Source organism: Viridibacillus arenosi, assembly GCF_001955655.1.
Lineage (GTDB): Bacteria > Bacillota > Bacilli > Bacillales_A > Planococcaceae > Viridibacillus > Viridibacillus arenosi.
Map to the genome: position 1 here is coordinate 361,455 of NZ_MSPW01000001.1, position 13,654 is coordinate 375,108.

Below are 13,654 nucleotides of genomic sequence, written 5' to 3' on the forward strand. Positions count from 1 at the left end.
ATCACCTCTTGTCCATATTAATAATAGAGCTTGATATTACTGCATTTCAAACACTTTTATATCAGTTTTGTTTATCGTACAATTTTGTGACAAATGTCACAATTATTCAAAGAATCCTGCCATTTCGTGTGTTTTCATACGTTGCATAAGTTTTTCGACACCTTCAGTAGCATTTTGTTCTTCAAATAACACCTCATACAACGCTGAAGTGATTGGCATTATTACATCGTATTTCTCAGCAAGTTGATGTGCCCCTTTTGTTGTACGGACACCTTCCACAACCATGCCCATTTGGTCCAGTACTTCCTGTAACGTCATACCTTTTCCAAGCATATTTCCTGCACGCCAGTTACGTGAGTGAACACTTGTACATGTAACGATTAAATCGCCCATACCAGCAAGCCCTGAGAATGTTAAAGGCTCTGCACCCATTTTCACACCTAAGCGTGATATTTCTGCTAAACCTCGTGTAATAAGCGCTGCCTTAGCATTATCACCATATCCTAAACCATCAGTTACACCTGCAGCTAAAGCAATAACGTTTTTCAACGCACCACCCATTTCAACACCAATAACATCTGTATTCGTATATATGCGGAAATACTGATTCATAAACAGATCTTGTACACGCTCGGCAGATGCCAAGTTTTCACAAGCTGCAGCAACAGTAGTTGGATGATGTAAAACTACTTCCTCAGCATGACTTGGACCAGAAAGAACAACGATGTCTTCAATGAATGCTTCATCTATTTCTTCTCTCATAATCTCAGAAATGCGTAATAATGAATCGGGTTCGATTCCTTTTGAAACATGGACAAATAAAATTTTACGATCTAAAGTCTTCATCATTTTTTGACAAGTTTCGCGAATACCCTTTGTAGGTACAGCCATCACAATAACGTCAGCATGTGCAACCGCATCATCTAATATATGTGTCGCTCTTAATGTAGTTGGTAGTTGTACGCTTGGCAAATACTTCGCATTTGTGTGTTGCTCATTAATTTCTTTAGCCTGATCTTCTCGATGTGACCAAAGTAAACAATCATGACCATTTTCAGCTAATACTATTGCTAGTGACGTGCCCCATGAGCCCGCACCTAGAACTGTTACTTTATCCATGTTTGGATCCCCCCACCTAGATTTAACTATTATCCTCGGGCACGTGTAATCAAACGAATTGGCGTGCCTTCGAAGTCGAATGTTTCACGAATACGATTTTCTAAGAAACGTTCATAAGAGAAGTGCATAAGTTCTGGTTCATTTACAAAGACAACAAATGTTGGTGGCTTAATTGCAACTTGAGTAACGTAGTAAATACGTAATCTGCGACCTTTATCAGTAGGAGCAGGGTTTCTTGCAACAGCATCTGCGATAACTTCATTTAATATACTTGATTGAATACGCATAGAGTGATTTTCATTTGCTCGGTTAACAACTGGCAATAATGAATGAACACGTTTTTTCGTTTTCGCTGATACGAATACAATTGGCGCATAATCCAGGTATTGGAATTGCTCGCGAATCACCTTTGTTGTATGATTCATCGTTTTTTCATCTTTTTCAACGGCATCCCATTTATTTACTACGATAATGACTGCTTTACCAGCTTCATGAGCGTAACCAGCAATTTTCTTATCTTGTTCTTGGATACCTTCTTCGCCGTTTAAAACGACTAAGACAACGTCTGAGCGTTCAATAGCTCTTAGTGCTCGAAGTACACTGTATTTTTCAGTAGTTTCGTACACTTTTCCTTTTTTACGCATACCTGCAGTATCAATTATTACGTATTCCTGTCCATCAAATTCATATGGTGAGTCAATTGCATCACGTGTTGTACCAGCAATATCACTTACGATGACACGTTCATCACCTAAAAACGCATTTACTAAAGATGATTTACCAACATTCGGACGGCCGATTAAAGAGAATTTTATGACATCGTCACCATATTGCTCTTCATCATCTTCTGGGAAGTGTTTTGCCACTTCGTCAAGTAAGTCCCCTAATCCAAGGCCATGTGAACCTGAGATTGGAAAAGGTTCGCCAAATCCTAATGAGTAGAAATCATACATCATTTCACGCATATCTGGATTATCAATTTTATTAACAGCTAAAACAACTGGCTTTTTTGTTTTATATAAAATTCTCGCAACGTGTTCATCAGCTAAAGTTACGCCTTCACGACCATTTGTCATAAGAATGATAACATCTGCTTCATCCATGGCAATCTCTGCTTGGTGACGAATTTGATCTAAGAAAGGCTCTTCTCCAATATCAATTCCGCCAGTGTCAATAATATTAAATTCATGTGTTAACCAATCCGCAGAACTATATATACGGTCACGTGTTACTCCTGGAATATCTTCCACGATAGATACACGCTCACCTACGATTCTGTTAAAAATAGTCGATTTCCCGACATTCGGACGGCCTACGATCGCTACGACCGGTTTCGTCATAATTTATTCATCCTTCCAACTTCTAATAGTACATATTATACAACAAAAAAGGCGATGGTACCTTATAAGTTCCCCATCACCAACAATTCAAGTCATCATATATGTATATATTACAATGATACACAGGGCATTACAAGAAAAAAACAGGCGGATGTGAGAAGAACCCGCCTGCTCCATATAGTTATTTGTTGCATTTAACGTTTTTTATTCAGAGAAATTTTTTAATTTGTCACCAATAACATCCGCAAAAGAGAATCCTGAAGTTTCTTCAGGTAGTTCGTAGTCAGTATAATCTTCCTCTTCAGCATTTTCAAGCAACGCTTTAATACTCAATGATAAGCGGCTTTCATTTTTATTGACATCGAGCACTTTTACTTCAACTTCTTGACCTTCTTTTAGTACTTCATGTGGTGTTGTAATATGTTTATGTGCAATTTGAGATATATGCACTAAACCTTCGACACCTGGGAATACTTCAACAAAAGCTCCGAAGTTTACTAGTCGTTTAACAGTACCTGTTAATACAGCGCCTTTTTGTGCTTTCACTTCGACTTCTTCCCATGGTCCAGGTAAAGTGTCTTTGATAGATAGGGAAATGCGTTCGTTGTCTTTGTCTACTGACAATACTTTAACAGTTACTTTTTGACCTTCCGAAAGTACGTCTGACACATTTTCCACATGTCCATGAGACACTTGTGAAATATGGACTAAACCATCTACTCCACCAAGATCGATAAATGCACCAAATGAAGCTAATCGTTGAACAGTGCCTTCTATTACGTCACCCTCATTGATACCGCCTAATAATTGCTCTTTTTTAGAAGCTTTTTCACCTTCTACGATCGCTCGATGGGATAAGATTAATCGGTTTTTCTGTTGATCCATTTCAACAATTTTAAAGGCCATAGTTCTACCTTTGTAATCTTCAAATGATTCAACAAAATGATCTTCTACAAGAGAGGCTGGTACGAAGCCACGTACACCTAAATCTACCACTAGGCCGCCCTTCACGACATCTTTTACTTCTGATTCGATTACTTCACCATTTTCAAACTTGGTTGTTAACACTTTCCACGCATGAATAGCATCTACTCTACGTTTTGAAAGCACATAGTTCTCTTCTTCTACTTTTGTAATGATTAATTCAAATTCGTCGCCGACTGAGACTGCGTCGGAAGCTTTATCAACATGCAAGCTTGAAAGCTCACTGATTGGTACGACACCATCAAATGGTGCACCTTCAATTGATACGGTTACTGCCTTTTCTTCAACTTGAGCAACGATACCTTTGACGATATCTCCCTCACGGAATTCTTGACCTTGATTCAAGTTCATTTCTTCAGACATATGTAATCCTCCTTCACAACGTTCCATCTCTATTTTATTCCAATTCTCTTACAAAAACAAAAATTATCTCTTTTTTATTGGAAGTTTTTTAAATTTTCTTATAATGTTCATCGAGTATCTCTTGAATACTCGCCATAATGACCTCTGTTACTTCTTCTGCTTTTGCTCGACGTTCTCTATAAGGTGCGATATCAATTGGTTTACCATAGACCACTTTTAAGCGTCTGAATGGCTTGTACGGTCCAATAATGGCACATGGCATTACATTTGCTTCGCCTTTTAATGCGAAAAATCCTGCGCCTGAAAAACCTTTTCCAAGAGTACCTGTTTTGTTTCTTGTACCTTCTGGGAAAATACCAACCACTTGACCTTGTTTCAATAAGTCAAGAGCAGTGCGTAACGCTTGGCGGTCGCTTAATCCACGTTTAACTGGAAATGCATGAACACTTGGCAAAATACTTTTCAAAATAGGTAATTTAAAAAGCTCTTCCTTTGCCATAAAATTCACTGGTCTAGGAGAAGTAATTCCTACAACAGGTGGATCAAGTGCATCTATATGATTGGAACATAGTAAAATGCCTCCCTCTTTCGGGAAGTTCTCAAGCCCAATCACTTCCATGCGGTAAATCGGTTTTAAAGCGGTAAAGACAACAGATTTAGCAAATTGGTAAAAGTCCATCTTATGCCCTCCTTTCACTCACTAATTTTAAAATAGCATCTGCTGCTTGTTGAATAGACAGCTCAGTTGTATCTAAGAAAATGGCATCTTGTGCTTGAACAAGTGGTGAAGCTTCTCTTTCACTATCTAATTTATCACGTAGTGCAATCTCTTCTTGTAATTGCTCAATAGTAGAAACAATACCTCGTTGTTTATTATCTTCAAAACGACGACGTGCACGTTCCTCAACTGTTGCAGACATGTATAATTTTAATTCGGCCTCTGTTAAAACAGCTGTTCCGATATCACGACCGTCCATAACAACCCCGCCTAATTTCGCCATTTCTTGTTGGCGTTGAACCATAATTTCACGCATAGCTGCATGTGCTGCTACTTTAGAAACATTACTGGTTACTTCATTTGAACGAATTTCTTGAGAAACATCTTGACCATCTAAAAATACCAGCTGTCCATTTTCTGAAGGTTTTAATGTAATGTCAGTCATTCCTAATAAATTTGTTACACTTTCCGCATCTTCTAAATTTATATTTTCTTTCAATGCTTTTAATGTAAGAGCTCGATACATAGCACCTGTGTCAATGTATGTATAACCTAGAGCCTCTGCTGCAATTTTAGCAATTGTACTTTTACCTGCTCCAGCAGGGCCGTCAATTGCGATTTGAATATTCTTTTTCACGGTTTCAACCCCTTCTTTCCGTAATATTGTATCACAACCGAAATGCTGAGGCGACTCGTTTAACTACGAATCATGTAGTGCTTAAAAACCAAATTCTTGTTCTAACTTTCAGCACTTAAAATAATCACTATCATAACGCTATGCTACTTTTATTGCTGCTATTTAAAATTAGCAAAGATAGTGTCTCCTTTTTAATAGTTTTACTTAAAGTCTGCTATTTGACATATTCCCTATTAAAATAAAAAGTCCTCTAAAAATCAGAGGACTCTTTGATAATTAAAAAGCTGTTTCCTTTTTCCGAATTAAGAGTTGACGCTCAAAACAGAAGCGCACTAAGTATTGACGATCTAGTTCATCTGTGTCAGTAAAATGTAACGGTGCAATGACACAATCGTCTCTTTCAATAATTCGAATGACTGATGCTCTCGTTTGTATATACTTAACATCCTTATTTGAAAAAGGTAAAGCAATCGTCATATCAAATTCATCATTTGCTTTAAATGATACTTTTTGATTTAAAATGATTGCTAAACCTCCAGCGCTAATGTCTTCTGTGACAAATTGATAATATTCATCTTTGAAGCGTATAGCGACATCAACAGGTGTTAAGACACGAACGAATTCTCTACGTTGTATTTTATAAATTTCCTCGTCGGTTGGAAAGGACAGCATAATCATTGGAATATTAGCTTTTACCCTTCCAAGTACTTCTGTTTTGAAAGCGTGGGCTATCTTCTCTTCATCAATAAAAGATGCATGGAATTGACTGCCCCTAGACAAAAACGAAGTCTTATTAGTTGTTGTGCTTACTGGATAGTCAATATAAATATTACCATCCTTTTGTTCCACAACTTTACATTTAAAACGTTCCATAGATTCTGAATTGATGGGTTCTAACGTGATTAATGTACCTATTTTAAGTTCCATGTCAATCTCCCTTTATGCCACTTTAGTAATGGTTCAATTATGACATGGATTGTTAAAATATGCTAGAGACAATACAATATGCCCAGCACTTGGTCTATAATTTTTCATTCTTGATGATTTCGCCCGTTTCTGTATCTACCAATACTCTGAATGTATGTGGAACATTCTTATTGTAATAAACAACTGTCAACTCGTAGCACAAACGTTCTTCCATTTTATCATTTTCACTATAAGATAAAGCTTCTTCTACAATTTCAACATTTTTATCAAAAAACGTTTTCCAATCAATCTTTTTCATTGGTTGATCTTTTAATGTTTCTTTTTGAATATACTCCATACCATTAATTCCAATGATTTCACCGTTGTCTTTTGCAATCTTCACTTGTACGCCATCAGCATATACCTTTGCTTTATTAGATGGATTAATACGTACATAATTTAAATGCCATGCCATTGTATTTTCTCTAGATGCTTCAATTTCAAGATCATCGAAGCCTAGTTCTTTCATCTGTTTATTAGCCTTGTTAATAAGTTCTTCTTGGCTTAAAGTACTTTTATCAACTGGTCGTTCCACTAAAAACGATAGTAAGTGTCCGCCCTTTTTCGTAATATCTGCATAACCTAATCTAATTCCTTCATGGAAAGTAATGTGATAGAAAGGATATGGAGCTGTTTTTTCACTTTGTTCAATACGAATTGTTGCTTTTTCATATTGTGGGAACATTTCTTTAAAACGTGCTAAAGCTTCTTTTTCTGAAATTACTTTATCTTTTAATGCTATTAGATCTTTTTTCTTTTGATTATCCGTTTCACTTGATGTTAACGGAAAATCACTTTCTGCGTAAGATTTTACTGTTGCAGATAGGTTCGAAAAATTATTTTTTACATCCTTATTGGATAGTTGATTGAGCCATTGATTATAGTGCTTATCTTCTTGTAATAAATGTGCTGTAGCAACGTCCCACTCACTTGAGAATGAACTTAAATTTGAAGCTACATTGGAAACACTTTTATTCCAATTTGTTTTCGATTCTTCAGAAGTCATTGTTAGTTTTGCTTGATTACCTAAACGCCCTAAATAATTCATCCATTGTGTTGTAAATTCACGATCTAGAGGTAATCCTCCAATTGTTTGTCGAATATCCGAAGATAAACGCCAAACATCTTGTAAAGAATCATTTAATGCAGTAGGGTCACTAAAAAGTAGTGATTGTTGCACTGATTTTTGTAGCTCATTTAATTGGCTAGAAGCATCTGACATCTGATTTGTATATTGAGCATGTAATAACTGTTTTAAATTTGTTTTTTCCTTGGCCGAAGTATAACTAAATACCGAAAGAACTATAACAGCATAGACAAGAAAGAATGTTAACTTTTTCAATCAAGCACCTCCTATAAGCAAAAAATATGCTGACCTATTGTTTTGATTTGCTGCCTTGTCCAAATCCATTCACTAGTAGCTGTTTTTGGATTAAAATAATAGAGCGCATTTTCAGTAGGATCCCAACCGTTCATCGCATCAATTACTGCTTCCATTGCACGATCATTAGGTGTCAGCCAAATCTGACCATCAGCAACTGCAGTAAAAGCTCTAGGTTGGAAAATAATACCTGAAATCGTGTTTGGAAATTCTGGACTATCTAATCGATTTAAAATAACAGCTGCTACAGCAACTTGACCTTCGTATGGCTCACCTCTGGCTTCACCGTAAACCGCATTTGCCATTAGTTTCAAATCTTGATCTGAATATTTAGTTGGTAGTTGTGTATTAGATTGTGTACCTGTTCCCTGTTGAACTTGCTGATCTAGTGGTTTACCACCATAATGTGTAAATCGATTCCCCTTATTTAACTGCTCCATTACAAATTCTTTATTATAATTTGAAGCTGCAGCTAATTTTTTCTTCGTGGTTGTACCAGCGACACCATCTACTTTCAACCCATACTTTTCTTGGAAGTTTCTTAATGCCCAATACGTACCATAACCAAACTTACCATCAATTTTCCCGGTATAAAAACCGATATATTGCAATCTTGCTTGCAATTCAATTACATCATCGCCATTTGCTCCCCTTGCAATCACTTGATTAGAAAATGCTTCTCCGCGATGCACATCGTTCATTGCGAAAATAGTGAAAGTCATAAGTATGATGAGAAGTACTTTAAAAAGTCTCATTGATTGTGAGCCTCCTTTTTCGTAGAATGTCTCAATCTACGTTTTTTATACAAAACCCCATAAAAAAATGCCAAGAGAAGTAGAAGATTTCTCTCGGCATTTATATTTTTTTTTGAGCATATAGGTGTTGAATTAAGTGATTGTGTGCTTGTTTTACTTTTCTTAGTCCAAACCACCATAAAAACAACATAAAAGGAATCATTAAATAAGACCAATGATCTTGTAAAAAGAAGATTAAATTGTATGCATTGTGAAGTATAATAGGTGCACATAATGCAACTACGATATATTCATTTACTTGTTCTTTCTTAGAAAACTTTGATTTCCCTAAATAGTAACCCATGACGACACCAAATAATGCATGGCTAGAAACTGGCATTAACGCACGTAAAAATGCCGTGTTTACACCGTATGAAAGTAAGTATAAAATATTTTCTACTGTCGCAAAACCTAATGAAATGGCGACTCCATATAAAACCCCATCATATGGGTCATCAAACTCTACATGATGGTAAATGGCAATCATTAATATCAACCATTTAAAAAATTCTTCAACGACTCCAGTAAAGACGACATTTTCCAAGATCGGATTCGAAAAAATCTGCTCTTCTTGAAAAACATACTGTAAAAATAGAATAGGGAACGTTAAGATTGCGCCATATATAAATGTATGGAACAATGTTCTCCGAGGCTCCGTAGCCATCTGATTGCGTAGGTAAAAAAAGCTAAACAGCGCGAGGCCAGGAGCAATCGCCACTGTTAATAGGATAAACATGTAGTTGCTCCTTTCAATCTATGTCTATTTATTATACCATTCATAACACATAGCAAAAGTAATCCAAGGAGGATTTGTCATGAAAAAAACAATTTTATTAATACATACTGGTGGAACGATATCAATGCATGTAAACGAAGAGTCAGGTGCTGTTGTTCCAAAAGAAACTAATCCATTAATCGTAGAAAGTAAAAAACTAAGACAGTATGCTGATATTATAGAATTAGATGCTTTTAATTTACCTTCTCCACATATGACGCCTATAGAAATGCTCAAATTGAAAAATCTCATTTTAGAAGCAATCAGTAAGCAAGAAATTAATGGTGTTGTCATTACTCACGGTACTGATACTTTAGAGGAAACAGCTTATTTTCTTGATTTAACAACGAATCTAGAAATTCCTATTGTCTTAACAGGAGCTATGCGCTCTTCTAATGAATTAGGGGCTGACGGGGTTTATAATTTAGTTGAAGCAATGAGAGTAGCCGTTTCCGAGGATGCAAAAAATAAAGGTGTACTAGTTGTTATGAATGATGAAATTCATGCAGCTGCTAATGTTACAAAAACTTCTACTTCGAATGTTGGTACTTTCCAAAGTCCACAGTATGGGCCACTTGGACTTATTACTAAAACAATGATTCATTTTCACCATGCTCCTTTGCAAAAACAATATGTAGAAGTTTCTTCAATTGAAAAAAAGGTCGCCTTATTCAAAGTTTATGCAGGAATGGAAGCTGACCTTTTATTGTCGTCAATAGATAGTGGTTACCATGGTGTTGTATTAGAAGGCTTAGGCCAAGGAAACGTTCCACCCGCTGTCGTAACTGGCATTAAAGCACTGCTCGATCATCAAATCCCAGTTGTTTTAGTTTCACGCTGTTTTAACGGCATTGCACAAGGCGTTTATGGTTATGAAGGTGGCGGCAAAATGCTTGAGGATATGGGTGTCATTTATGCTCCAGGGATTAGTGGCCAAAAAGCTCGTCTTAAACTTTTAATCGGCTTAAATCAAGTGCATTCCCCTATTGAAGTTGCACATTTCTTTTAATGAATTTTTCACTTTTATCTTTAACAAAAATATTTAAATAAAAGCGAGCTGACTAATAAATCTGATTTCTACTCATTGACGATCCCTTTTGAAAATCAAGAATGTTGATTTAACAGCATTCTTGATTTTTCATTTAGTTCTTTTTGGATGATATAACCCTTTGGATAGACCATATATTTTTTAAAGCTTTCTCAATATTATTAGTTCTAATTTTGATGAACTAACTTTCAATTCCCTTTAATTTACTTCATTTATAATCTGTTGAATTATTTTCATACTCTCGATATCTTTTTGTCTAAGTTTTCTTCCTGTTCCTAATTCATGAATTTTCTTTTCTTCAAGTAATTGGTGTGGACTCAACACACAAACTGATACACCCTGTAATTTATAAAATTTAGTAGATAAAGCATCAGACCTCCATACCCAATCTGGGAAACCATTTGCTATAATGTCCCCATCTTCTGAACGCTTTACGAATACTATACTCACATCAACATCATTTTTTATAAAATCAGTTTGAAACTCGCTAACTGAGATTATCTGAAAGCCCGCATGTTCAAGGGCTTTTTCCAACTGTTCTCGATATTGTATCCATGTAACAAAATCAATATCAGAGTGTGGTCGAATAATCCTCCCAAGTAAAAAATCTATAGCCCACCCCCCTCTTAACCATAAATTATTATTAAGGGCTAAACTAATTCCATTTATCTCTTGAATTATTTTTAACTGGGTCTGTGTTTTATCAAACTCTTGAATAATGTTTTTGCTATCCACCTTAATACACATCCTTTTATATTTTTTACGTACTAAAATATATTCTCTTAATTATTTTTATATTTTTGAGATGAGATTGTGCGAAATTATACACTAACATTAATAAACATTTTGAAAACGCTTTTATTTTTGTCTTACTTAAGAACTAGTTGCCCTTTACTATACTTAGTTTTTTGATTTACAGCCTATTAATAAGTTGCTTCCAAGAGCTTTTTGCGATCATTCTCCAATCCTCAGCTTCACTATTTAAAAAAACTATACTTTGCAGAGGTAGATTAGTAATGCTAACATGAAATATATTTCATATTTGTACAAAGGGGGGGGCATATGGAAAACATCTTCATGTTCGTTCTTATATCTGCGTTATTAGTAATGGTCCCAGAAGTAGATTTATTATTGGTTATCAAAAACACTATTTAATACGGTAAAAAAGCAGGTCATTTTACGACATTAGGTATTGTAGCAGCCTTATTTGTTTGGACACTACTCGCTGTATTAGGCTTAGCTGCGATTGTAGCGAAATCATTATTTTTATTTAATTTAATTAAGTATTTAGGGGCTGCTTATTTAGGATGGATGGGAATCAAAGCTTGGCTATCAAAAGGCTCCTCACCAATTGAGTTATCTGGTAAAGAAAATGAAGTTGGAACTACTGAGTATTCCAATAAGGCGCATAAATCATGTTTTTACCAAGGAATACTAACTGATTTACTCAATCCAAAAACCTTAATTGTATATATGACACTAATGCCTCAATTTATAAATACGAATGGTAATATTATTTTTCAATTATGTATTCTTGCAGCAATATTAATGGCTTTAGCAATTGTATGGTTTATCATTGTTGTCTATGTATTAAACATTATTCGAAAATGGTTTATGAAACCAGTCGTTCAAAATATATTTAACAAAACAACAGGTGTAACGCTCGTCTTTATTGGGGTGAGGTTAGCTCTAGAGGAAAAAGCCATATAAAAAGAGCCAGTCTCCTTCTTTAATAGTTTGACTGGCTCTTTTTCAGAGTAATTATTGTAATAACTGAAGGTATTGATTTTCTTATTTTCTCCTCAAAAATATTACCTTTAAACCTAATTACGAATTCCATATACCAAATATAGTAAAAGCTGTCTCTAAGTCAAAAAGACTAGTGAGACAGCTTTTTTTATTTCTCTTTTATATAGCTGGCAATTTGGTCACCGTGGAAGCGACCATTTTCTATAAAGATTTCATTTGCATTATTACCTGCAGCAATAACACCTGCGATAAATAGGCCAGGAACATTCGTTTCCATTGTCTCTGGATTAAATGTTGGGCGTCCTGTTTCACTGTCAACTGTAACGCCCATTGCTCGAATGAAATCATGATCTGGATGGTAACCTGTCATAGCAAAGACAAAATCGTTTTTTACTGCAAATTCTTTGCCTTCTTTTGATAGGATAACTTCATCTTCCTTGAAGGCAATAACATTAGTCTCAAACATCATTTCTATTTCACCATTACGCACAAGGGCGTCGAAGTCTGGCAGTACCCACGGTTTAATACTTGGTGAGTATTCTGCACCTCTGTAAACAACTGTTACATGAGCACCCGCTTTATGAAGAGCTAATGCAGCATCAATTGAAGAGTTTTTCCCACCAACTACTAATACATCTGTATCAAAATAGGGGTGAGCTTCTTTAAAATAGTGATGGACTTTAGGTAGTTCTTCCCCTTCAATCCCCATGTAATTTGGATGATCATAATAACCCGTTGCGATAATGACATATGGAGTTATATATTGATCTTTATCTGTGTTAACTTCGAATGTACCGTTGTTTGGTGTTACATTAAGAACCGTTTCAAAGCGATTAATTTGAATGTTTTTACGTTTTACTACTTCACGGTAGTATACTAAAGCCTGATTTCGTTTCGGTTTAGGCTGTTCAATGATAAATGGTACATCTCCAATGGCCAACTTTTCACTTGAACTAAAGAATGTTTGATGTGTTGGATAATTGTAAATGGCATTTACAATATTTCCTTTTTCAATCACTATTGGTTGTAACCCAATTTCTTGTAATGAAATCGCTGCTGCTAAACCACATGGGCCGCCACCTACGATAATTGCATCTATTTGACGCATGAACCTTCACTCCTCATAAATAAACATCTCCTATAAACATGGAGATGTGACACTGTATACTCTTTTATCATCTCTATTATACGCTCATCCATTAAATATTTCTTGGTTCTTGCACTTTTTTCGACAAGGTTATGTTAAATTTAACTGCTTTTTTCTACAAAAATAGAGCTGGCTCTACAAATAGGTAGAATCAGCTCAGTTTTACTGTTGGTTATTCGAATTGTCAACGCCTTTCCGCTCCATATGCTCACTCGGGAAACCGCCCTCGCTCAAGTTGCTTTAAAGTAGCAATGAAAAATGTGATCTGTCCCTTCATATGTTACTTTATTATTATAATCTGATTTAAGTATCCCAAAAGACCAGATTAGATTTAATGATAGTCACCACAACTTGAAGTAAGAAAAAGCGTATCCATTTGATTATAGAAAAGCAACCAGTTAAAGAAACCATTCAAGTACTGTTGCAATTATATAAAGTGGTATTCCAACAATCAACATACCTGTAACAATGTAAGAAATGCTTGTTAAAATAAACTTAAAGAAATCATAGATAGCACCAGCTAAGTCATCTATAAGCCTTAACATTTCTAGCCTCCTTATTCAAAACCTGGCTATTTGTAAATTAAATATCCCTCAATCATTCATTACTTTCGAACCACTTTCATTTGACCTA

Annotated in this window: 13 protein-coding genes and 1 pseudogene; 2 read left to right on the forward strand and 12 right to left on the reverse strand. The window is 35.5% G+C overall.

Annotation, left to right across the window (positions count from 1 at the left end; genetic code table 11):
* Window positions 1-102: 102 nt before the first annotated feature.
* The 9 genes from BK137_RS01710 to prsW form a co-directional block, all read right to left on the reverse strand.
* Window positions 103-1,119, reverse strand: coding sequence for an NAD(P)H-dependent glycerol-3-phosphate dehydrogenase (locus BK137_RS01710; RefSeq protein ID WP_038190742.1), 1,017 nt, complete (start codon window positions 1,117-1,119; stop codon window positions 103-105).
* A gap of 29 nt (window positions 1,120-1,148) precedes the next feature.
* Window positions 1,149-2,459: a ribosome biogenesis GTPase Der gene (gene der / locus BK137_RS01715; protein ID WP_038190744.1), complete on the reverse strand. Its 1,311-nt coding sequence runs from the start codon at window positions 2,457-2,459 to the stop codon at window positions 1,149-1,151.
* 204 nt (window positions 2,460-2,663) lie between these two features.
* The gene (gene rpsA / locus BK137_RS01720; RefSeq protein ID WP_038190745.1) at window positions 2,664-3,806 is read right to left on the reverse strand and encodes a 30S ribosomal protein S1; all 1,143 of its coding nucleotides are present in this window, start codon (window positions 3,804-3,806) and stop codon (window positions 2,664-2,666) included.
* 88 nt (window positions 3,807-3,894) lie between these two features.
* Window positions 3,895-4,485 (reverse strand): lysophospholipid acyltransferase family protein, encoded by a 591-nt coding sequence (locus BK137_RS01725; RefSeq protein WP_038190746.1) that lies wholly within the window; start codon window positions 4,483-4,485, stop codon window positions 3,895-3,897.
* Between the two features lies 1 nt (window position 4,486).
* Window positions 4,487-5,161, reverse strand: coding sequence for a (d)CMP kinase (gene cmk, locus BK137_RS01730; RefSeq protein WP_038190747.1), 675 nt, complete (start codon window positions 5,159-5,161; stop codon window positions 4,487-4,489).
* 276 nt (window positions 5,162-5,437) lie between these two features.
* Window positions 5,438-6,088, reverse strand: coding sequence for a flagellar brake protein (locus BK137_RS01735; RefSeq protein ID WP_038190748.1), 651 nt, complete (start codon window positions 6,086-6,088; stop codon window positions 5,438-5,440).
* A gap of 94 nt (window positions 6,089-6,182) precedes the next feature.
* Window positions 6,183-7,469, reverse strand: a complete 1,287-nt coding sequence (locus BK137_RS01740) for a PepSY1/2 domain-containing protein (protein WP_038190762.1) — start codon at window positions 7,467-7,469, stop codon at window positions 6,183-6,185.
* 11 nt (window positions 7,470-7,480) lie between these two features.
* Entirely contained in the window at window positions 7,481-8,263 is a 783-nt protein-coding gene (sleB, locus tag BK137_RS01745) for a spore cortex-lytic enzyme (RefSeq protein WP_038190765.1), read from the reverse strand.
* Window positions 8,264-8,363: 100 nt separating this feature from the next.
* Window positions 8,364-9,038, reverse strand: a complete 675-nt coding sequence (prsW, locus tag BK137_RS01750) for a glutamic-type intramembrane protease PrsW (protein ID WP_038190769.1) — start codon at window positions 9,036-9,038, stop codon at window positions 8,364-8,366.
* Window positions 9,039-9,117: 79 nt separating this feature from the next.
* Between prsW and BK137_RS01755 the strand changes: the two genes are divergently transcribed.
* Window positions 9,118-10,086, forward strand: coding sequence for an asparaginase (locus BK137_RS01755; protein WP_038190776.1), 969 nt, complete (start codon window positions 9,118-9,120; stop codon window positions 10,084-10,086).
* A gap of 237 nt (window positions 10,087-10,323) precedes the next feature.
* Here BK137_RS01755 and BK137_RS01760 read toward each other — a convergent pair whose 3' ends face one another.
* Window positions 10,324-10,860: a nucleotidyltransferase domain-containing protein gene (locus BK137_RS01760; protein WP_081730156.1), complete on the reverse strand. Its 537-nt coding sequence runs from the start codon at window positions 10,858-10,860 to the stop codon at window positions 10,324-10,326.
* Between the two features lie 441 nt (window positions 10,861-11,301).
* Between BK137_RS01760 and BK137_RS01765 the strand changes: the two are divergent.
* A pseudogene (locus BK137_RS01765) lies at window positions 11,302-11,835 on the forward strand (LysE family translocator); the annotation flags it as partial.
* 187 nt (window positions 11,836-12,022) lie between these two features.
* On the opposite strand, the gene BK137_RS01770 reads toward BK137_RS01765, so the two are convergent.
* The gene (locus BK137_RS01770; RefSeq protein WP_038190781.1) at window positions 12,023-12,982 is read right to left on the reverse strand and encodes a YpdA family putative bacillithiol disulfide reductase; all 960 of its coding nucleotides are present in this window, start codon (window positions 12,980-12,982) and stop codon (window positions 12,023-12,025) included.
* Between the two features lie 437 nt (window positions 12,983-13,419).
* Window positions 13,420-13,566: a hypothetical protein gene (locus tag BK137_RS22145; protein ID WP_164491936.1), complete on the reverse strand. Its 147-nt coding sequence runs from the start codon at window positions 13,564-13,566 to the stop codon at window positions 13,420-13,422.
* Between the last annotated feature and the right edge of the window lie 88 nt (window positions 13,567-13,654).